At 50.9% G+C, this 20,945-nt stretch carries 17 protein-coding genes and 1 pseudogene; 3 read left to right on the forward strand and 15 right to left on the reverse strand.

Annotated features, from left to right (window positions below):
• Positions 1-15: 15 nt before the first annotated feature.
• The 9 genes from MCJ35_RS13275 to MCJ35_RS13315 all read right to left on the reverse strand — a co-directional run bounded on the left by MCJ35_RS13275 (position 16) and on the right by MCJ35_RS13315 (position 11,718).
• A complete protein-coding gene (locus MCJ35_RS13275; protein ID WP_240299521.1) occupies positions 16-1,536 on the reverse strand; it encodes an AbgT family transporter in 1,521 nt (506 codons plus the stop codon).
• 154 nt (positions 1,537-1,690) lie between these two features.
• Positions 1,691-2,284, reverse strand: coding sequence for a TetR/AcrR family transcriptional regulator (locus tag MCJ35_RS13280; protein WP_025486802.1), 594 nt, complete (start codon positions 2,282-2,284; stop codon positions 1,691-1,693).
• Positions 2,268-3,110, reverse strand: a complete 843-nt coding sequence (locus MCJ35_RS13285) for a TrmH family RNA methyltransferase (protein ID WP_025486801.1) — start codon at positions 3,108-3,110, stop codon at positions 2,268-2,270. Before MCJ35_RS13285 ends, MCJ35_RS13280 begins: the two co-directional genes overlap by 17 nt.
• Positions 3,111-3,171: 61 nt before the next feature.
• On the reverse strand, positions 3,172-4,656 hold the full coding sequence (locus tag MCJ35_RS13290) for an AAA family ATPase (RefSeq protein ID WP_240299522.1): 1,485 nt from the start codon (positions 4,654-4,656) through the stop codon (positions 3,172-3,174).
• 35 nt (positions 4,657-4,691) lie between these two features.
• Complete coding sequence (locus MCJ35_RS13295) at positions 4,692-6,380, reverse strand: methyl-accepting chemotaxis protein (RefSeq protein WP_025486800.1); 1,689 nt, start codon at positions 6,378-6,380, stop codon at positions 4,692-4,694.
• 270 nt (positions 6,381-6,650) lie between these two features.
• On the reverse strand, positions 6,651-7,730 hold the full coding sequence (locus MCJ35_RS13300; protein ID WP_353656071.1) for a zinc-dependent alcohol dehydrogenase family protein: 1,080 nt from the start codon (positions 7,728-7,730) through the stop codon (positions 6,651-6,653).
• A gap of 16 nt (positions 7,731-7,746) precedes the next feature.
• Positions 7,747-9,069 (reverse strand): 6-phospho-alpha-glucosidase, encoded by a 1,323-nt coding sequence (locus MCJ35_RS13305; protein ID WP_025486798.1) that lies wholly within the window; start codon positions 9,067-9,069, stop codon positions 7,747-7,749.
• A gap of 1 nt (position 9,070) precedes the next feature.
• Positions 9,071-10,711, reverse strand: a complete 1,641-nt coding sequence (locus MCJ35_RS13310) for an alpha-glucoside-specific PTS transporter subunit IIBC (protein ID WP_025486797.1) — start codon at positions 10,709-10,711, stop codon at positions 9,071-9,073.
• A 242-nt stretch (positions 10,712-10,953) separates the two neighbouring features.
• Positions 10,954-11,718: a MurR/RpiR family transcriptional regulator gene (locus tag MCJ35_RS13315; protein WP_025486796.1), complete on the reverse strand. Its 765-nt coding sequence runs from the start codon at positions 11,716-11,718 to the stop codon at positions 10,954-10,956.
• Between the two features lie 255 nt (positions 11,719-11,973).
• Here MCJ35_RS13315 and MCJ35_RS13320 point away from each other — a divergent pair, with 255 nt between their 5' ends.
• From MCJ35_RS13320 to MCJ35_RS13330, 3 genes are all read left to right on the forward strand, one after another.
• On the forward strand, positions 11,974-12,177 hold the full coding sequence (locus tag MCJ35_RS13320; RefSeq protein ID WP_008717240.1) for a cold-shock protein: 204 nt from the start codon (positions 11,974-11,976) through the stop codon (positions 12,175-12,177).
• 112 nt (positions 12,178-12,289) lie between these two features.
• Positions 12,290-12,790, forward strand: a complete 501-nt coding sequence (locus tag MCJ35_RS13325; protein ID WP_025486795.1) for a CarD family transcriptional regulator — start codon at positions 12,290-12,292, stop codon at positions 12,788-12,790.
• A 198-nt stretch (positions 12,791-12,988) separates the two neighbouring features.
• Positions 12,989-13,255, forward strand: a complete 267-nt coding sequence (locus tag MCJ35_RS13330; RefSeq protein ID WP_025486794.1) for a hypothetical protein — start codon at positions 12,989-12,991, stop codon at positions 13,253-13,255.
• Positions 13,256-13,264: 9 nt separating this feature from the next.
• On the opposite strand, the gene MCJ35_RS13335 is transcribed toward MCJ35_RS13330, so the two are convergent.
• From MCJ35_RS13335 to MCJ35_RS13360, 6 genes and pseudogenes are all read right to left on the reverse strand, one after another.
• Positions 13,265-14,248, reverse strand: a complete 984-nt coding sequence (locus MCJ35_RS13335) for a homocysteine S-methyltransferase family protein (RefSeq protein WP_025486793.1) — start codon at positions 14,246-14,248, stop codon at positions 13,265-13,267.
• Positions 14,249-14,309: 61 nt separating this feature from the next.
• Positions 14,310-15,977, reverse strand: coding sequence for an ATP-binding protein (locus MCJ35_RS13340; protein WP_240299523.1), 1,668 nt, complete (start codon positions 15,975-15,977; stop codon positions 14,310-14,312).
• An 85-nt stretch (positions 15,978-16,062) separates the two neighbouring features.
• Positions 16,063-16,332 (reverse strand): annotated as a pseudogene (locus MCJ35_RS13345) (response regulator); the annotation flags it as partial.
• Positions 16,307-17,017: a PAS domain-containing protein gene (locus MCJ35_RS13350; protein WP_025486790.1), complete on the reverse strand. Its 711-nt coding sequence runs from the start codon at positions 17,015-17,017 to the stop codon at positions 16,307-16,309. The gene MCJ35_RS13350 and the pseudogene MCJ35_RS13345, both read right to left, overlap by 26 nt.
• A gap of 200 nt (positions 17,018-17,217) precedes the next feature.
• Positions 17,218-19,053, reverse strand: coding sequence for an ABC transporter ATP-binding protein (locus tag MCJ35_RS13355; RefSeq protein WP_025486789.1), 1,836 nt, complete (start codon positions 19,051-19,053; stop codon positions 17,218-17,220).
• 3 nt (positions 19,054-19,056) lie between these two features.
• On the reverse strand, positions 19,057-20,838 hold the full coding sequence (locus tag MCJ35_RS13360) for an ABC transporter ATP-binding protein (RefSeq protein WP_025486788.1): 1,782 nt from the start codon (positions 20,836-20,838) through the stop codon (positions 19,057-19,059).
• Positions 20,839-20,945: the final 107 nt, after the last annotated feature.

The following is a 20,945-nucleotide window of genomic DNA, read 5'->3' on the forward strand; positions in this document are numbered from 1 at the left end:
CTCCTAAGGAATATTTCACAAGAAAACCGAAGCGCCTGGGCCAAGGGGCAGGTTAAAGACCACCCATACTATCATCTGGATTACCCATACAGCCAGGAATGCAATGGAATATGGGAGCATCATGGAAATCAGGCTTCCCATGCCAAAGTCCTTGTCATACTTTTTCGCCATGCCGATTGCGATTGGTATATAAGGATAAATCGGGGTGATTGCATTGGTACAGGAATCACCAATCCTGTAGATTACCTGGGCGAATGCAGGGCTATACCCAAGCATCATCATCATCGGCACCAGGATAGGGGCAAATATGTACCACTTGGCTGAACCGCTTGTCATGAACAGATTGACAACGCAGCACAACAGGATGAAGAACAGCATCAGTGGGATACCGGTGAAGCCCGCCGCCCGAAGGGCATCCGCGCTTTTAACAGCAATGATCATTCCCAGATTCGTATAGCTGAACATATTGATGAACTGGGCAATGACAAATACCAGCACAATGTATCCTGTCATCCCCTCCAGGGCCTGGGCCATGAATAAAGGCACATCGGAACTGCTTTTCAGGGTTCCGGCCACAACACCGTAAACAACGCCAACCAGGATAAAATAGATAATCAGGATAGGGACCAGTCCCGCGATTAAAGGCCCATTTAGAATAGAACCATCCTCCGCCCGCAGGATTCCTCCCTGCGGTATGACCATCAGGGCAAAGGCAAGAATGAAAAGGATGCTGAATATCCCCGCTGCCCGCAGCGCCTTCCCCTGTCTATCCGTCACCTTATCCTCGCCCGCACTGTTTCCTGAACCGCGATAGGTTCCCAGACGGGGGACGATGAACTTTTTGTTGACAAATACTCCCACAGCAGTCAGTGTAAACACGGATACAATCATAAAATACCAGTTACAGGCAGCATTCACCGTCATGGACGGGTCAATGAGCCTGGCAGCTGTCTCGGTAACACCGCAGAGCAGCACATCCGTGCCGGCTACAATGATACAGGCCGTAAAACCTGCGTTAGTAGCAGCATAACCAGCCAAAAGCCCTGCCACAGGATGCATCCCCACTGATTCAAACGCAGCCGCAGCCAGAGCCGGGACAACAATGATGGAGGCTTCTGAGGCAATGCTCCCGTTGATGCCCAGGAAAAGCACGGTTGCCGTAAGGCACCAGAGAGGCACCCCTAATATGGCCCGGCGCATGGCAGTGGTCAGAAGCCCCACCTTTTCAGCAAAGCCAATGGCAATCTGCATGGCAAGTACAAGGCCCAGCGGTGAGAAACCCTGGAAATTGGACAGCAGGTTCTCTAAGAGCCAGATAAACCCGTTCTTGCTGATCAGGCTGTTGGACACCACCACATCCCCTGTCGTAGGGTTGATTACACTCACTCCGGCCAGGCTGCATGCCCAGCTGACCATGGCCAGGATCAGGCACAGCCATAAAAAGAGTATATAAGGATGGGGAAGCTGATTTCCCACCCTCTCAATGCAATCCAGCACCTTTCCCCCTTTTTTCTTTCCCAACGCTTTTTCACTCATATGCGCTTTCCTCCTTCGGTATCTTCATTTTCTTTTTTAGACCGTGGTCTTATTATAGTAAAAAAATAAGAATGGCGCAATTGAATTCTTGCCATTCTTAATTTTTCTACAGAATTTCCCTGTTTTTTTAATATTTTTGCCTGCTTTACTTTCTTTATTTAACATAACCCAGGTAAAAACGCTCCAATTTCGGCATGCTGACTTCCGTCAGGCCATAACTTCCCTTTGACAGGCACCAGGAAATCAGCAGGCTCCTCTCCTCCTCAATGATGTGCGTCACAATCTGTTCATGATCCAGGGCATCGGTCAGCTCCCCCTTTTCCTGCCCCCGGATCACGATAGCGGAAAAAATCCTTCTTACCGCTCGCTCCTCCCCCCAGAAGGAGATTCCCGTTGTTCCGGAAAGCTGGCTTATATACAGGCTGGTCAAAAGCTCCGCGCCAATCTCATCAGACAGGAATCCGAACATATACCGGTTGATCTGTAATAGCTGCTCCATGGTACTGGCTTCCCTGTCAATCCTGTCGTATAATTCGATGTATTTCTGGTCAAAGATCTCATAGAGGGAGTCCAGAAGCTCTGCCTTTGCATGGAAATAATAATAAAAACGTCCTTTGGAACACCTGGCCTCCTTCAATATATCCCCCATGGTGGTGTTCTGGTAACCCTTTTTATAAAAAAGCCGCCAGGCCGTGTTCAGAATCAGCTGGCGCTGTCTGTGTTCATTTTCCTCATCCTTCGTCCTCATGGAAAGCCCTCCCAATCTGCCAGAACATAACCGCGCTTGCCGCTGCAACATTTAAGGAATCCACGCCGTGGGACATGGGGATACGGACCGTGTAATCGCAGTCCGCAATGGTTTCTTTTGACAGCCCGTCCCCTTCTGTCCCCAGGATGACTGCCAGTTTATCTTCCGCCATCAGCCCCGCATCGTCAATGCAGATGGAATCATCGCCAAGAGCCATTGCCGCCGTCTTGAAACCCATCCCGCGCAGCCGGCTGATTCCCGGCTGGGGCCAGGAACACCGGCTGTCCAGGATGGTCCACGGAATCTGGAAGACAGTCCCCATGCTCACCCGGATGGCACGCCGGTACAGCGGGTTGCTGCAGGCGGCCGTCAGCAGGACGGCGTCCATGCCCAGGGCAGCTGCAGAGCGGAAAACAGCCCCTATATTGGTGGGATTCATCACATTTTCCAGCACTGCAATCCGGCGGGCGCCCCCGCAGATATCCTCTAAACCCGGCAGCGGCGGGCGGTACATGGCGCACAGCATCCCCCGGGTCAGGTGGAATCCAGTCAGCTGCGTAAGCACGTGAAATTCAGCGGTATAAACAGGTATCTCCCCGCAGCGCTGTATGATATCCCTGGCCTGTGTCCCCACGTGCCTGGTTTCCATCAGCAGGGATATGGGGACACATCCCGCGTCCAGGGCGCGCTCTATGACCTTGGGACTTTCCGCGATGAAAATCCCTTTTTCCGGCTCATGGCGGTTTAAAAGCTGTCCTTCCGTGAGCCGGGCGTAGATATCCAGTTCCGGGGCGGAAAAATCCGTTATTTCAATGATATTCGGCATAAACCTCCTCCTAATCCATAATCTGTCAGATATCCGGGCATATCTGCGCTAATCCGGCCGTCTATCCCAGAAGTCTACGCACCATCCCCGCGTCAAAGGTAACAGACGGGACATGGTTGACCTCTATCTGGTAAAGCGCATTGGCAGCCATGTGTTCCGCCGCCTGCTCCAAATCACGGATTCCCGTGGTGTTGGAATACTTTTCAATCACCGCGTCAACGGCATCCGGGGGCACCACACATTCCTGTTCAGCCAGCCCCATGCGCCTGAGGACCTTGGGCAGTGAATAGTTTGAGAATATGATTTTCTTTTCCTCCGGCGTATAATCAGGGATGTCTATCACTGCAAAGCGGGACATCAGGGGCGCGCTGATCTGGCTCTTATCATTGGCAGTGGCAATGGGGTAGACGCCTCCGGTGGGTATCATGCACTCAATATAGTTGTCGGTAAACCCAAGATTGTCCAGAAGGGTCAGCAGGACATCCGCCGGATTGCTGCTGCCCTTGCCCGAGGACGCCTTATCCAGCTCATTGATGATAAAAACAAGGTTGGATTCCCCTGCCATGGAAAATGCCTCCATGATGATGCCCGGCTTTGCATTCGTATAGATACGGGAACTGCCGGTGAGCTGTTCCGAATCATTGATGGAACTCATATCAAGGGTCGTCCACGGAAGCTTCAGGATACGGGCCACCGCATAGGCAATCTGCGACTTGCCGGTTCCGGCAGGCCCCACCAGCAGCATACCGTACGCGGGAAGGGTGTGGGTACGGTTAATCTGTATGATGGTTTCAATGATCCGCTGTTTCACCCGCTCCATGCCGTAAAGCTCCTCATCCAGGATACGGCGGGCCTCCTGGGGATCAATGGACTCAAAATAATTATTTTTCCACTGGATGTTCATCATGATGGAGAGGGCACGCTGGGCATGGCGCCTCTCTTCCGGGGTGACTTCATGGGAACGTGCAACGGCAAGGTTCCTCCTGGCCCAGAGCCGGATATTGTCAGGAAGGGTCCTGCCGGCACAGTTCATGAAATCCGATATGCTCTGCAGGCTGGTCAGCTTCATATTGTCGCCGCCCACCTCCTGCTCTTCCTCTTCCAGCTCATCCGCCGGGGCGCTGCTTGCCAGCAGCCTGTCTATCATGAACTGGAGGAAACCATCCTCGGCAGAAAGTTTGGTCCCGCCCCCAAAGGCCACTTCGCGTATCTTATAAACCGCATACCCATCTTCCCGGTTCTGGCCGGACAGACGCACGCTGATGTGGTTTTCCCCCAGCCACTTGAGAAGGCTGATGAAACGGGCGTCAACCTGCAGGATATCCGCCGGAAATGTCCCGTCCTTCTCATTGAATTCAAAGGCCGTCTGCCTGGCCTGGTTGGCAAACACACCGCAGGAATGATGCTTCCATGCCCGCCTGCTGTTATCCAGGACCACCATGGGCCTTTCCGGGGTTGCGGTTGTTTCATTGGAACGTAGCACCGTGTAGGTGCATACGCACTCCTGTTTCTTATCTGGTGTATGATTGAAATCAAATACCGGCATTGTATGAATCCTCCCTTGCTTATTACCCATATATTTTAAAGCTTATCCGGCTTCAGACGGAACTGCCCTGTCAGTGATTTCAGGAACTGTGCCTGGGCCGACAGCTCCTCACTGGCAGCCGCGCTTTCTTCCGCTGTTGCGGAATTGGTCTGCACCACATCGGATATCTGGTCAATCCCCTTCTCAATCTGGCGGATGGACAGCGCCTGCTGCCTGGAGGCGGCGGCAATCCGTCCCACGCTCTCCGTCACAAGCCGTACGCTATCAAGTACCGTTTCGAGGGAACGGGCAGTCTCATCCGCTATATCCGTACCGGCCCGTATGCTGTCCAGGGAAGCCATGATCAGTGATGCTGTATTCTTAGATGCCTCTGACGATCTGATTGCCAGGTTGCGTATTTCCTCCGCGACCACGGAAAATCCTTTTCCGGCCTCGCCCGCCCTTGCAGCTTCCACAGCCGCATTCAGCGCCAGGATATTGGTCTGGAACGCTATGTCATCAATTGTCTTGATGATTTTACCGATTTCACGGGAACTGCTGCTTATGTCCGCCATGGCTGCCATCATGTCCTGCATCCTGCGGTTACTTTCTTCCGTCTCATCCCCGGCTGCACCGGCCCTCTGGCTTGCCTCCCCGGCATGATCCGCATTCTCTTTCACCTGGCCGGAAATACTCATGATGTTTGCTGCCAGTTCTTCAATGGATGCCGCCTGTTCCGCCGCCCCCTGCGAAAGGAGCTGGGCGCCGGATGACACCTGGCTGGCTTCAGATGCCACCTGGTCGGAAGACAGGTTAATCTGTGACAGCGTATTGCTCAAAGAGTCTTCTATCTGCCTTATGGAGTCAAGCACCTTGATAAAATCACCCTCATACTGCTCCGGTACCCTGCTCTGTACGGCAAAATCCCCTTCTGCCATCCTGCCCAAAAGATACCCTTCGTCGTGCAAAATTGACTTAAGGGTGCCGGATGCCCTGCGCATGCTTTCGGCCAGGGAACCCAGTTCATCCCTGGAGGTATACTGGATAGCGGCGGCATTCAGGTTGCCGTGGGCCAGATTCTCTGCCGCCTGCTCCAGCTCGGCAACCGGCACAGTGATGGATCTGGTAATATAGGTGCTGAACATAAGGCTGGCCAGGACACTGCCAATGCCCAGGACACCCAACATGAATATGGCCTTTATCTGGCTTTGGCGCAAACCGGATATCAGCTCTTCGCCTTTTAAATTGCTGTTTTCTATCAGCAGGTCCAGCTCTGCCTGGGCGGCTTTTATGGTGGGGATGTTATTGGCCTCCATATATGCAACGGCTTCCTTATTCCTGTTCTGGCTGGCCAGGGACATTACTGTCTCCCTCATGGGCGCCAGCCGGTCAAGCTGGTCCTCAAGCCGGTCAACAATCTGCTGGTCACTCTTAAAATGCTCCCGCACAAAGGGAATCTGATTCTCTATTTCCTGGGCAGAGGCCTTGGCATTTTCCATTGCCTCAGATATGAGGGCTTCATCCTCATTGACGATGGTCCGGTATACTGCCTTCTGCATCCGTTCAAAATTGGAATTGATGATATTGGCGCTGCCCTTCACAAGGAACGGGCCATCGTAAAACACCTCAATCTGGCGGCTTAAACTTACCAGGTTGATGATGCTCACAGCGGTTCCTGCAACAAGTAAGATAAGCAATACCGCATATGATATAACCAGTTTTTTTCCAAGCTTCATATTCTTCATCCGTGACATCTCCTGCTGCCTTATAAAGGCCATACTAATCAGTCTGTTTTCCTTAAACCATATTAACACCGCCCTAAGTATAGCAAAGCATTGGAGAAATATCAACCGCAGGAGGAAATGACACATAAAATCATAAAAAATAAGCAGGGCACCCTATCCTGATGCCCTGCACAGATGCTTATTAAATCCTGTGAAGCCGGTAAAATCTTGTAAAGCTGGTAAAATCACAGAAGTAAAAACCAAGCCTGTCCGCCGCTTTTCCGGTGTGATTCACGGTGCGATGATATACTTTCCCTTCGCCCTCAGTTCCTGTTCGGACAGGATGTCTTTAAGCTTATCAAGGCCGCATACTTCTGCCACCATGCTGCTGACGTCTATCCTTCCTGAGTCAATCAGGTCCAGCGCCCTTTGCTGTGTGTATGGATTGATATAGGAGGATTTCAGTTCCAGTTCTTTACGGAATATCTCAAAGGGTTTTACCGCAATCTGCTCATCCGGCCCGGTAAGGCCGAACATCATCACGGTTCCTTTTGGTCCTGCTATCTCTATGGCCTGGCTGATGGTAGACGGCCGTCCCACACACTCGATGACGGCCTGGACCCAGCAAAGGCCATTGGCCTTCAGGGCGGCCTTTACATCCTCATGGACCGGATCAATGCACACATCCGCCCCCAGGGCCTTTCCCGTCATCCGCTTGGATTCCACCGGTTCCACCAGGGCAATCCTGGCTGCGCCGGCCAGCCTGGCCAGCTGCACCATCAAAAGCCCTATCATGCCGCCCCCGATCACGACCACCTGGTGTCCCGGCTGAATCCCACACATATCAATCCCGTGCAGGCAGCATGCCACAGGTTCCGCCATGGCTCCCTGCTGGAAGGTGGTGCGCTCCCCCAGAAGATAGACCTGGCCCTCATCCACCGCGCAGAACTCCGCAAAGCCCCCATTTACAGTTGTCCCATATCCTGTCATGTGTTCACAGAAATGGGCATAGCCGTTCCTGCATGGCCCGCAGCTTTTGCAATAGCGGTTCGGGTCAATGCACACCCGGTCCCCAGGCTTATAACGCCGGGCCAGTTCCCCGGCCCTCACCACAATCCCCGAAAACTCATGGCCCAGTATGGTTGGCGGCGTTACCTCTGCCGCGCCTTTATCCCCTTCATATATGTGGACGTCCGTGCCGCAGACACCGCATGCCTTTACCTGGATCATCACATCCCCCGGACCTGCTTCCGGCATTTTGGAATCCTCAATCCTCAAATCATGTTTCCCGTAAAATACCGCACTTTTCATATAATCAGCCTTTCGTCCTTTCTCATGGTTTCCCCATGATTTTCCATTATTTTCCATCATTCCCCATGATTTTCCCCTAATGAAGCTCCGGCCAGTATTCCCGGTTTGCCTCAATCAGGTCATCCAGTATCTTCTTTGCCACGGCCGCGCTGGGCACGGTCCTTGACAGGGTCAGAGCCTGCCACAGCTTCTGATAGTTTCCTTCCATCCACGCCTCCACCACCAGCTTCTCCACACTGACCTGCTGTTCCATCATGCCCTTCTGAAACTGCGGTATCCTTCCCTGGCTGATTTTCTCATAGCCATCCTTGCCCACGATGCAGGGAATCTCAACCATTGCTTCCGGGTCAAAGTTCTCAATCGCCCCTTCATTGGGTACAATCAGCAGCATTTTTTCCTTTGTGTTAAAAGCCAGCGCCCTTGCCAGGTCCACGATATAAGAGGCATGGTCATCCGCCATGAACCCGCATCCCTTGGCGCTGCCTGTCTCAATGATATCCCTGGCAGCTGAGAAAACCTCCTTCTCCCTTCCCTCCATCACCTGGTTGGCCCTGGTATGGTGCGGATCCGTATGCGCCACCACGTAATCCGGGTACAGGTAGTATTTCAGATATGTGTTGGGCAGTGTATCCGGATCAACCGCGTACACATCCCGTACCTTTAGAAATGTCTCATGCCAGCTCTGGTCCGCATGCTGGTCGGTTTCAATATTGATGTCATATCCATTTTCCCTTACATACTCCTTAAGCCGGGGCATCAGGTCATTGCCGTCCTTATCCTTCACCTGGGTCCACCATCCGAAATGGTTCAGTCCAAAATAGCTGATATCCAGGTCCTTTTCACTGATTCCAAGGATTTTTGCCATCCTTACCATGATCCCAAGGGGCATGTCGCAGATATTGATGATCCTGGAACCCGGCCTGAGCCTTCTGGTTGCTTCCGCCACAATCGCCGCCGGATTGGAGTAATTAAGCATCCATGCATTGGGGCTGTATTGTTCCATATAATCCAGGATTTCAAGGATCCCGCCAATGGAGCGCATCCCGTAGGCGATGCCTCCCGGTCCGCAGGTTTCCTGTCCCACCACCCCGTACTTTAACGGGATCTTCTCATCCTTTTCCCGCATGGCATACTTGCCCACACGGATATGGGCCATCACGAAATCCGTACCTGTAAATGCTTCCTCCGGGTCCACGGTATAAGAGAACTCCATCTGCGGCGCCCGCTCCTTAAGCAGGATTCCGCAGGCCTGCCCAATGACTGCCTGGCGTTCCCTGTCATTGTCATAGAGGCACAGCCTCCGGATGGGAAATTCCTCCTGATGGTCCAGCAGCATCATGATGATGCCTGGTGTGAATGTACTTCCTCCGCCTGCAATGGTAATCGAAAACTGTCTCATTTCATCCTTCCTTTCTGTTGTCTGGCTGGCCCGGATTTTCCTGCTCCGGACAAAGCCGCTTTAACTCTTCCTCACTCTTTCCCAGACATTCCTCAAATTCTTCCCTTACCTTCGGCACCTTAAGCCCCACAATCACCTGTACCGCCGTGCCGTTTATGCTCAGTCCATGGGCGCCTATTCTTTTAAAATCATCCGAGGGATGCACCAGCTTCCCGTCCTTTACATTGACCCGCAGTCTTGTGGCGCAGTTGGTCACATCGATGATATTGTCCTTTCCCCCAAGGTAGGAAAGGATATGCGCCGCATAGGATAAGGAGCCGCTGTCTGCCAGTTTTTCCTTATAATCCTTCTTGGTATAGAGCCTGGCCTGTGCATCCTCCTGTTCACGTCCGGGTGTCAGGAAATTAAACCTTTTAATCAGGAAACTGAATACCAGGAACCATATCAGCGAAAACACAAGACCTACCACAATCTGTATCACATATGTATGCCAGTGGTTCCTGCCAAGCGGAATCCAGTTCAGGGAAAGCCAGGCAATCAGGCCGTTTCCAAATGCCCCTGACACCCCCGCCATATACATGGCCGCATTGATACAGGCACATAAAAGTGCATGGACCACAAAGAGCACCGGAGCAATGAAGAGGAATGTAAATTCAATGGGCTCCGTGATTCCGGTCAGCATGGCGGTCAGGGCAGCCGGTACCATCAGGGCCAGGACCTGTTTCCTCTTTTCCTTCTTAGCCGTTGTATAAAAGGCAAGTGTGATGCCAATCGGCGCAAACACCTTGGCATTGCCGAACAGCTCAAACCCTCCTGCCGGGAACAACTCCTTAAGGGGAAGGGTGCTGGCTGCAAATTCATTCAGGTGAAGGGCCCAGTACGCCTCGATTCCTCCAGGCACCACAGCTGAATCCAGGGTAAACGGGGCATAGATGAAATGATGCAGGCCCGTGGGCAGAAGGATTTTCTCGCAGAACGCGTAAAGTCCCACCCCGATGGTGCCGCTGGCCTTGAAGAATCCCTGAAGCATCAGCATGGCTGCCTGTACCTTGGGCCACAGCCCTGCAAACAGGAACGCCATGGGAAGCATGATAAAAAAACCGATAATCACAACAAAGCTGGAACCGGAAAATATGCCAAGCCACTCTGGCAGCTCCGTATCAAAATATTTATTATGGATAAACACCACAATACCTGATATGATTAACGCCCCAAGCATCCCGGTGTCCAGGGTCTTTATGCCGCAGATCATGGTCAGGCCGCTGGTGCCTCCGATTTCCGCCCCAAAGTCCACACCGAACCCGGTTCCCCAGAAGTCCAGCACCGCGGAAAGGAAATACTGGAATGTGACATAGATGACAAATGCCTCCAGGACACATCTGGCATTCTGTTTCTTAGCAAGGCCGATGGGAAGCCCGATGACAAACAATAAGGGCATCTGCCTGAATACCATCCAGGCCCCTTCCTGTATCATGTACCAGAGTTTATACCACATCCCCTCCTGTGCGGACAGGCTTCCGAAGATTGACTGATTCATGAACAACGTGGACAGGCCCACCATGATTCCTGCAAATGAGAACAGCAGCACAGGTGTGTACATGGCGCCTCCAAAACGTTGTATTTTCTGCATTACCCCTTTCAATGTACATCCTCCTTATCTGAAATTGATGTTTTCCTGCAAGACGTCTTTGCTTTTGTGACTTCATTTTAGCGCGTCCCTGGCGCCAGTTCAATAGCCCGGGGCCATTTAAGGAACAGGTACAGCTTTAAATCTTCTGCACATTTTTTGTACTTACGCACACAAAAGGTAACAAAAAATGCTCAAAACCAGCTGTTTCCAGCATATCTTTTTGAGCATTCTGCCATTCATATGAACATACAGGTTCACAGTTCTTCCTGTTTCCGTTTCAGGTACATCATGTATTTCACACACATAAGCTCCACCACGTTAAAGTAAGAGCTGCATGTCTCAAAGGCAACGCCTCCCTTGTTCAGGAGGAGGTTGGGGTTGATATAAAGGTTCCTGTCACACAGCCTGGATACCTGGTTGTCGCTCAGCCGTGTGATGGATATGGTGTAGGTCCCCTTTGACTTCAGCTTCTTGGCCGCGGACACAGCCATCTCAGTCTCCCCTGACAGGGAAATGATTACCACCAGGTCATGTTCATCCATATCCTCCAGCGCCATGGTCAGCTCACTCCTGCCGTATAGGGTCACAAAAAACCGTTTGACATTCATGAACATCCGCTTCATCATCTGTACCGCCGCATACTGTGTCTCTCCTGTGCCAAATGCAAAGAGACGCCTGGCAAGGAAAATATGCTCACAGATTTCTTCCATATCCGTATCCCTGATGCTGCTGATGCACTTCATATAATTGCCGCACACCTCATCCAGCAGTACGTCCTTTTGCACCTGGTCCGCGTCATATTCCAGTTTTAAATGGATTTTAAATTCCCGGAATCCCTTAAACCCCAGCTTTTGTGTAAACCTGGATATGGTGGTCCTGGATATGCAGCAGATATCGGCCAGTTCCTCAATGGAGATGTCGCAGCATTGTTTTTTGTGGGACTGTATGTATTGCCAGATTAACAGGTCATTATCATTCAGTTTATTGTAGTTGCTGTTTACCAGTTCTTCCAGGCGCATGGGGACCTCCCTTTGGTGTGCTGTGTATCATGTGTTGGTATTATTTTAGCAGATGGAAGGGGAAACTGCAAATGGATGCAAAAAAACAATATTCTCCTTGACAATACCCTAAAACCAGGGTATACTTAAGAAGTATTTTTTATAAGATTCTGATTTCACATGTTTTTGTAAGTCATTATTCCTATGATGGTTTACAAAAATATGTGATTTTTTTATTTTATTGAAAATCAAAAATAATATTAGGAGGTATCTTTCATGAACAAAGGTACAGTAAAATGGTTTAACTCACAAAAGGGATTTGGATTTATCACGAACGCAGAAAACGGCGAGGACATTTTTGTCCACTTCTCCGGAATTGCTACCGATGGTTTTAAGTCATTGGATGACGGACAGTCCGTAACATTCGATATAACCAATGGCAACCGCGGCTTACAGGCTGTGAATGTCTGTGCAGCATAATTCTTGATATTAGTCAGGCAAAGTTTCTGACGGTCCTGCATGGTAGGAAATACGCATGATTGAACAATACCCGTTAACTGTATGGGCATCATATGTCCAGAAAGGTGGTAACTTGTTTGAAAAGGGAGATTTTATATTTTATGGAGCCGTTGGCGTTTGCCAGGTAGATGGTATATCAAAACCTGATTTTTCAGATAATGACAAACTATACTACCGCTTAATACCAAAGTTTGAACCCAACCGGTCCATCTGCATCCCCGTAGACACGACGAAAGTCCTGATGCGGTGTATCATGACCAGGAGGGAGGCGCAGAATTTCATACTGTCCTGGCCCAATGTCCAATGCAAAGGGTATCGGAATGATAAGGAACGCCCCCTGATATACAAGCAGATCTTCCAGTCTGGAAGCTGTACGGAACTGGCTGCCATGATTAAGGAAATACTGCAGATGGAACAATCCCGCAAAAGTAAAGGGAATGCTTTGAACATCCGCGAACGGGACGGTGTCAAAACCGCCCGCAAATTACTGTTTGGTGAGCTGGCTGCCGCGCTGGATATCGGTCCTGACATGGTACCGGCCTATATACACAATGTAACCGGATGTTCCTGTTAAGCAGGTTCCATGGATTTAGGATATTACAACCAGATACTATATCATAAGAGGCGGGGAGTTTTCCCGCCTCTTAATGATTTCTCTGCTTTCTTTCTATTGAATATAGGTTATCTTTCGTCTATACTAAGGGTAGACACGGTGTTGTATCTGCCGGCCCCGCGGCAGACCATGAATCCTACCAGGTCAGGAGGTACCGGCATGATGGATAAAATTAAATCTGTTTTTAATTCTGAAAAAGGGATGACTGTCGTAAACCTGCTTTTCCTCTTATCTTTGTTAATCCGCAACAGCGGGATAATCTTCATTGCCTGTACGGCATGGATTGTGTACCTGGTTTATTCCATCAGGAATACCTCATCCATCGCGGTTAAGATTGCCAATGGAATCTTCATTGCCCTTGCTATTTTCATGATTGCGGTTAACCTGTATTTCATGTTGGACCATTATGGGGCATTTTCCCGTTAATCGGATTCCTTATACCTGAAGTCCATCATAAACCCCGCGTATACGCATAGCCAGCTGCTCCATATGCTCATGGTCCGTCCCGCAGCAGCCACCCAGTAATTTCAGACCGTAATTCCTGTGCAGCTCCATCATTTCCTCCGCCCACTCATCTGCCGGGCTGCTGTAAATGACGGGGCTGTTATCCAGTTCTTCCGGGCTCATATCCGAGCCATTGGCCTCCAGACCTAAAAAGCGTTCCCGGACTAATTTCGTGCGGTTCGGCTGTTTGTCCAGGGCGGACATGACATTCCTCGGATGGACACAGTTCACCTGATAAAACATGGGCGGATGGTCCACGGTCCTGGAATCTATATAGTCAATGGCATCGTTAAGCCATGTGCCGTCCATCAGCTTTCCGTCCTTCCGGATTAAAAAGGTAATGAAGTACGGAACCGAGGTTTCGCTCAGCGCCCTGGCGCATCCGGCCGCATCCGGCAGACACGGGGTCAGGCCGTTGCGCACATGGTCCACAATGGATGCTTCAAGCATTTTGGCATGGTCCGTATAGAATACATACGCCTTCTCTTCCTCTAATCCGGTCAGCGGATCATAAGAATCGCCGGAAAATCCCATGGTTGTACCGATAAATATCCGGTCACGGATGGAAGGATAGCCATCAACGATTGAACGGCAGTGATTCAGATTATCTGCCGATACATCCCGGTCTTCCCAGTACGTTCCCTTTCCCATGGAAGGGGAAGTCAGTCTGGTATAAGGATGAAGGATCATTGGCAGATCATATCTCTGGGCAATCTGCACGTAATCATGAAACACGGTATCTAAACCGCGGTGTCCATCCTCTGTGTAGTACAGTCCGGCCAGTTTCAGTGGCGGCGCCGGGTCCTGGTGCGTAAAATTACGTTTAATCCGCTCCCCTATGGATCCCTGCAGCATCATGACCGGGACCTGTGCAAAGGTATTACGGAATTTTTCTCTCCGCTGTATTGTCGTCATGGGCAATCTCTCCTATGTGTATGTCTTGCCTGGGAATCGTGCAATAATCGTTTCGATATATTTATCCTCGGGTTTTGTAGTTCCATATCATCCTGTACAGCAGACCGGCATCAATGGGTTTGGACAGATGTTCATCCATTCCTGCTTCCCGGCTCATTTTCCTGTCTTCATCATAGGCATTGGCTGTCATTGCAAAGATTGGAACAGAGGATGCATCCGGGCGGTCCAGGACGCGGATGCTCCTGGCAGCTTCAAGACCGTCCATGACCGGCATCCGGATGTCCATCAGCACCACGTCATAACTTCCTGGCCCTGAAGCACGGAATAGTTCCACTGCCTCGCTGCCGTTCCTTGCACAATCCACCACGGCTCCCCCGGCTTCCAGCAGATAAACCGCAATCTCCATATTCAGCTCATTGTCTTCGCAGAGCAGGACGCGGACCCCTTCTATGGAAATATCCTTCTCCTCCGCCAAAACCGGTGCGCAGGCAGCCTCCTGCACCACGTCCATCCAGAAATCCAGGGTGAACTGCGTTCCCTTATCCGGCTCGCTCTTAACCTGGATGGTGCCGCCCATCAATCCCACCATGGATTTGACAATCGCCAGGCCCAGCCCGGAGCTGCGGCCGTCAAAATCAGCTGCGTCCCGGCCTTCGCGCGTAAATGGCTCATACATGTGTTCCTGGAATTCCCTGCCCATACCGATGCCGTTATCACGGATTACCAGCTGTATATGCTGCTTGCCGTCCGCCTGTTCCAGATCCCGTACCGTCAGTTCAATGCGGCCTCCTTTGGGCGTATACCGGACCGCGTTATTAAGGAGGTTGAAGATAATCTGGTTAAAACGCAGCTTGTCCAGCCTGATTCTTTCATACCTCATGTTTTCCTTTTTGAAAAGAAACTCAATATCCTTCTGTCTGCACTGAGGGACGACCAGGGCTTCCACCTGCTGCCTGAATTCCTCAACACCATAAGGCTCAAGGTGCAATTCGATGGCGTTCCTCTCAATCCTTGATATATCCAGGATGTCATTGAGCAGGCCCATCAGGAACTGGCCGGAGGATTCAAGCTTGTCCAGATAGCTTTTTGCAGCCTCTGTCTGTTCCAGGTTATCTTTGGCCATGGCTGCCAGCCCGAGGATTGCATTCATGGGCGTCCGGATATCATGGCTCATCCTGGACAGGAAATCCGTCTTTGCCTTACTGGCCTTTTCAAGCTCTGACGAAATCAGCTTCTGCCGTTCCAATGCCTCCGTTAACTGCATCTGCAGTTCATGCTCTTCCGAAACATCGGTATAGGTTGCATAGAACAGCTTATATTCCGGCGTGCACTCCTTAAGGCATAAATCCGCGTTCACCCAGACATAGGTGCCGTCCCCCCGAAGGAGCCGGTATCTTTTGACCGTGAAATGGTCTGTCTCGTATCCTGCCCTATAGGCGCTGCGCACCCGCTCCATGTCATCCGGGTGGACGCCGGCAAATGCATCGCCAAAATACTGGCTTTCCAGCTCCGCCTCCTCGGCATTGGGCACGCTGGCATTGACCGCAGTCCGCTCAATACGCAGCATGCGGTATTGGCCCAGATTCCCGTAAACGGGAAGCAGTCTGTCATACGACGGCATTTTTAATACAACCACACCTGTGGAAATACGGTCCAGGATCCCGTTCGCCGTTTCCGCATTGAGACCGTTTACATGTCCTTCATTCATAACATCCAATCCATCACTCATGGACCAATCCCCTTTCTGGCTCATATTGACTTCCCCACCTCCGTGTCTATAGGAAGGCGGATTGTCATATCCTGCGGCATGCCCTTCATGCCTCCTGTCCCATCCACTTTTGCAGGACTTCCAACAGACGTTCAATTTCTATGGGCTTTGCAAGATGGTCGTTCATCCCTGCGCTGTGGGCCTTTGATACGTCTGATGTAAATGCATTGGCTGTCAGGGCAATGATGGGGATGGTCCGTGCGTCTTCCCTGGCCAGCTGGCCGTTCTCCACGGAATCCACAAGCATGTGATGCATCCGGAGCAGTTCCTCCACTATCTCACGGTTAATATCATTGTCCTCTGCCAACAGCACCTTCATAAAACCCGTCCCTTCTCAGCTTGCTGTTGTTACAGAACGGACATGGAGAGGTCCTGTTCTGCACCACCTCGTAACACTTACGGCCAATCACCTTCCCGGGCTGTAGCTGCAAGGTTTCACTGGAAGTCCTGTTAATGTAAAGAAGCTCATAGGTCTCAATATCCGCTATATAAGCATTTCCGGAAAACTCATCCAATACCCACTTAAAGTATCCTGAAGTCTCCCTCAGACGCCGGTTTTCCTCTTCCAGCTTCTGGTATCCGCTGTCAGCTGCTTTGTAAAATGCCCGGCACTCCATATACCCATCCTGATCCAACCCTGCAAATGTAACCATCATCCGCCCCCATGCGGCATCGCCTTCCCTGACCGGGACCGGGACTGTAAGTTCCGCCTCGGGAAGCTTCTGTAACGCCGCCTCATTGAGATGGCTCTTTATGTACTCAAATCCATCCGGGCAGGACGTGTAATACGCCCTAAAATCCGGGAACTGACTGTGAAACCCTTCCTTGGTGTATCCTGCATTCCGGCAAAACGGACCGCTCGCCCAAAGGATGGTCAGGTTCTCATCAAGACAAAAACCCACTGCCTCTATTCCCATGGCATCACAGACCGTGACGTATCCGTCCCGGGGTATGGCTGTATCATTCTTTGTAACCAGCGGCTCCGGTTTCCTCTGCTCCATAATCGTTCTCCTTATTCATCCATAACCTCACACAGCATCAGCAGGCCTGGGATAAAACATACCTACACATAATTGTTTTAAGTATAACAAAATGAACAGGGAATAGCAACAATTTGAATTATCCGGGCTAAATTAAAGCACCCCCTGGCCGATACCCAAACCAGGGGATGTCATTTAAACTGACAGGTTTTTGCCGGGCCTTACAGGTTCCCGGCATATATCTTCATGGCCGCCTCTTCTTCAAACTGCCTGGAATACAGTTCATGATAATATCCCTTTTTATCCAGCAGTTCCATATGGCTGCCCCGCTCAATGATCTTCCCGTCCTTTACAACCAATATAAGGTCCGCCTGGCGGATTGTGGATAAGCGGTGTGCAATCACAAATGACGTATGTCCCTTCAGCAGATGGTCCGTTGCATCCTGAATCAGCTTTTCCGTCTGTGTATCAATGGAGGAAGTGGCTTCATCCAGGACAAAGATGGCGGGATTAGCTAAAACCGCCCGAGCAAAGGAAATCAGCTGCTTCTCCCCAGTGGACAGCAGGCCTCCGCTTTCACCCACATCGCTGTCATATCCCTTTTCCATCTTCTGGACAACCTTGTCCGCGGACACATTCCGGGCGGCCTCTTCAATCTCTTCGTCCGTTGCATCCAGACGGCCGTATCTTATGTTCTCCCTCACGGTTCCTGAAAACAGATGGGGATTCTGCAGTACATAGCCAATCTGGCTGTGAAGCCACAGCTGCGACCGTTCCCGGTAATCCACACCGTCAATCAATATCCTTCCTTTGGTCGGTTCAAAGAACCTGCCCACCAGGTTCACAAGGGTAGACTTCCCAGCCCCTGTCTCGCCCACAATGGCAATGTTCATGCCCGCAGGCACATGAAGGTTAAAATGCTCCAATACATATTCCTTGCCGTCCGGATACATGAAGGAGACATCCTCAAACACAATATCCCCCTTGATTTTCTCCCAATTTTCCCTGTTGGGTGAAAAGGCATCCCCATACTTTTCAAGCACATCGGGCCGGTCCACCACATTGGGCTTCTGCTCCAGCAGGTCCATCACCCTCTCAATATTCGCCTGGCAGGAAATCAGGTCCGCCAGCAGCCTTGCAAGCTGCTGGATGGGTTCAAATATAACCACCGCGTAAGAGATGAAGACAGACAGGGTTCCCAGTTTTATGAGATTCTCCTGCACCATATAGCCGCCCTTTGCCAGCACCACCGCCGAGGCCACGGAGCTGAAAAACAGGATTGCCGGGATATATACCGCGTTCAGTTTCGCCGAACGGATTGCCGCCTGATGCATATCCGAGGTCTTTTCAAAGAAACGTTTCTCATTGTCCCTTTCAATGACCATGCTCTTTGATGTCTTGACCCCGGTAATCCCCTCGTTGTAGGCGCTTGTGATCTGGGAATTAATCCTCCTTACCTTCCGGTTCCACTTAAGGATCCGGTTCTGGAAATACACGGTCAGCAGGGCAATGCATGGAACAATCATGGTAATGATAAGGGCCAGCCGCGCATTCAGTATGAACATGATGATGAACACGCTGATGACATATATAAAGGCCCAGAACATATCCACCAGTCCCCACGCTATCATTCCGGCAATCCTCAAGGTGTCGCTCATCACCCTGGCATGGATATACCCCACAGGGGTCGTATTATAATAGGAAAATGATAAGGTCTGCAGATGCTGGAACTGGGCCCTTTTTAAATCTTTCCCCACATTCATCTCAATGGATGTTGCCGCATGGACCGACAGATAGACGCAGACGGTCTGGGATGCGATGACCAGGATGTACACCAGCGCGAATGCCCAAAGCCCGTCTAAACGGTCCGGTATGATGAACGTGTCAATGGCGTAGCTTTGGAACAGAGGCACAAGGATATCCACGCCTGCAAGCAGGATATTAAGTCCCAGGGTAACCGCAAAAAACTTTTTATATGGTTTAAAAAATGGAAACAGCTTCATCCATATCCTAAAGCTGAAGGGATTATTATATTCCTGTTCTTCGTATGCTGCCATCTGTCATCCCTCCATCTTCGCCCTGTCATCACGGCTCATCTGTATATCATAAATCTTGCGGTAGATTCCGTTTCGTTGTATCAGTTCTTCGTGGGTCCCGCATTCTTCTATCCCGCCCTGATTGAGCACCATAATCTCATCTGCACCCATGAGTGATGTGACCCTGTGGGATATGAGGATGACCGTTGCCTCCCTCATATGTTCCTTCAGCGCGCGGCGGATGTCATAATCCGTCTGGGAATCCACTGCTGACAGGGAATCATCAAATATCATGATAGGCGTCCTCCGAAGCAGCATCCTTGCAATGGCAATCCTCTGCTTCTGCCCCCCGGACAAGGTGACCCCCCGCTCCCCAACAAGCGTCTCATATCCGTCCGGAAATCCCATAATGGCATCATCGATGCAGGCAATCCTTGCCGCATGGCGGATTTCCTCCATGGATGCATCCGGTACCGAAGCCGCTATGTTTTCCCGGATGGACCTGGAATACAGGAATGGCTCCTGCAGTACCATCCCAATGCTTCTCCTAAGCTCCTCGATTGGGATATCCTGGATATTCCTGCTGCCGATATGGATACTGCCTCCGTCATCCCCCAGCTCATACAGCCTTGAAAGGAGCTGGATTATGGTAGACTTCCCGCTGCCCGTTCCCCCTAATACCCCGAAGGTCCTGCCCTGGGGCACTGTAAATGAAATGTCCCGGAGTACCTCCTTTCCTTCCTCGTAACCAAACGTCACATGTTGAAAGGAGATATCATACCTGTTGCCGGATGTATCAGCTTCTTTCCCATAGGCTTCTTCCTGGGAACGGATGATATAATCCACACGTTCAAAGGAGACGCCTGCCTTACTCATATCCGACAGGATACGCCCAAGTCCGCGGATCGGCCACACAAGGGTTGAGTTATACGCTGCAAATGCAATGAATTCGCCAACTGATATGACGCCGTTCACGGCTTCCGCCACTCCGAAAATAATGACCGCAACCACCTGCAGTCCCGTTATCAGGTCGCCAATCCCCCAATACAGCCCTGACAGGGTGCCCAAGCGGATCCACAGCCTGGCAAATGCAATATTCTTCTCATCGAACCGTTCCATCTCAAATTGTTCCCTGCCGAATGCCCGCACCACCCGCACCCCTGTTGCATTTTCCTGCACCACAGTGGACAGTTCCCCCTCCGCTTCATCCGCAGTGGTGAACCGTTTTGCTATCAATTTGTAAAACACGGTGGAATACACGATGACCACCGGCACGAACAGCAGGACGATGCAGGATAACTTCACGTTCATGGAAAACATCATGACAAAGGACGTCAGCACAAGAAATGCCGTGCGAAACACCTCCAAAAGCTGTGTCACCACAAAGCTGCGGATTACCTCCACATCTGAGGTGCACCGCTGGATGATATCCCCTGTCTGGTTCCTGTCATGCCACTTCATCGGCAGCTTCTGTACGTGGATAAATAGCGTATCCCTTAAGTTCTTCGCAAAATTCTCACCTGCTTTGGCCGTGTTGGTACGGCTTACGTAGGTGAATATCCCTGAAGCCACCGCTACAGCCACAATCAGCGATGCCAGTTCCCAGAGGTTGCCTGACAGACGTCCTCCCCCGTTCCCGCCCAGCACCTCATCAATGCTGAACCGGAAAATCTGAGGTGTCAGTGCATTTAACACAGTGGATATCAGCGATGCAGCCACCGCTGCCCCGAAATAAACCTTGGAACCCTGAAGGAACCTGAATATTAATTGGATTTTCCTATATCTGGACTTCGTATTTTTCTTCATATTGTTTCCATACCCTTTTCCCATACGAAAAAAGAGACGATTGCTCGCCCCTTTTTTAGGCTTTTCCTTAATGGCGATGACTCACCAATCCGTTACATGTAGTATAC

It is taken from the genome of Enterocloster sp. OA13, assembly GCF_022440595.1.
GTDB lineage: Bacteria > Bacillota > Clostridia > Lachnospirales > Lachnospiraceae > Enterocloster > Enterocloster hominis.

What these genes read in the sequence shown, in the direction of transcription:
- MCJ35_RS13275 (WP_240299521.1), bottom strand. Translation starts at nt 1,536, where the DNA reads ATGAGTGAAAAAGCGTTGGGAAAGAAAAAAGGGGGAAAGGTGCTGGAT.
- MCJ35_RS13315 (WP_025486796.1), bottom strand. Translation starts at nt 11,718, where the DNA reads ATGCGCCTGGAAGAACTGGTAAACAGCAACTACAATAAACTGAATGAT.
- MCJ35_RS13335 (WP_025486793.1), bottom strand. Translation starts at nt 14,248, where the DNA reads ATGACGACAATACAGCGGAGAGAAAAATTCCGTAATACCTTTGCACAG.
- MCJ35_RS13290 (WP_240299522.1), bottom strand. Translation starts at nt 4,656, where the DNA reads ATGCCGGTATTTGATTTCAATCATACACCAGATAAGAAACAGGAGTGC.
- MCJ35_RS13305 (WP_025486798.1), bottom strand. Translation starts at nt 9,069, where the DNA reads ATGAGACAGTTTTCGATTACCATTGCAGGCGGAGGAAGTACATTCACA.
- MCJ35_RS13285 (WP_025486801.1), bottom strand. Translation starts at nt 3,110, where the DNA reads ATGCCGAATATCATTGAAATAACGGATTTTTCCGCCCCGGAACTGGAT.
- MCJ35_RS13355 (WP_025486789.1), bottom strand. Translation starts at nt 19,053, where the DNA reads ATGGCAGCATACGAAGAACAGGAATATAATAATCCCTTCAGCTTTAGG.
- MCJ35_RS13280 (WP_025486802.1), bottom strand. Translation starts at nt 2,284, where the DNA reads ATGAGGACGAAGGATGAGGAAAATGAACACAGACAGCGCCAGCTGATT.
- MCJ35_RS13350 (WP_025486790.1), bottom strand. Translation starts at nt 17,017, where the DNA reads ATGGAGCAGAGGAAACCGGAGCCGCTGGTTACAAAGAATGATACAGCC.
- MCJ35_RS13340 (WP_240299523.1), bottom strand. Translation starts at nt 15,977, where the DNA reads ATGAGTGATGGATTGGATGTTATGAATGAAGGACATGTAAACGGTCTC.
- MCJ35_RS13330 (WP_025486794.1), top strand. Translation starts at nt 12,989, where the DNA reads ATGATGGATAAAATTAAATCTGTTTTTAATTCTGAAAAAGGGATGACT.
- MCJ35_RS13360 (WP_025486788.1), bottom strand. Translation starts at nt 20,838, where the DNA reads ATGAAGAAAAATACGAAGTCCAGATATAGGAAAATCCAATTAATATTC.
- MCJ35_RS13320 (WP_008717240.1), top strand. Translation starts at nt 11,974, where the DNA reads ATGAACAAAGGTACAGTAAAATGGTTTAACTCACAAAAGGGATTTGGA.
- MCJ35_RS13295 (WP_025486800.1), bottom strand. Translation starts at nt 6,380, where the DNA reads ATGAAGAATATGAAGCTTGGAAAAAAACTGGTTATATCATATGCGGTA.
- MCJ35_RS13300 (WP_353656071.1), bottom strand. Translation starts at nt 7,730, where the DNA reads ATGATGGAAAATAATGGAAAATCATGGGGAAACCATGAGAAAGGACGA.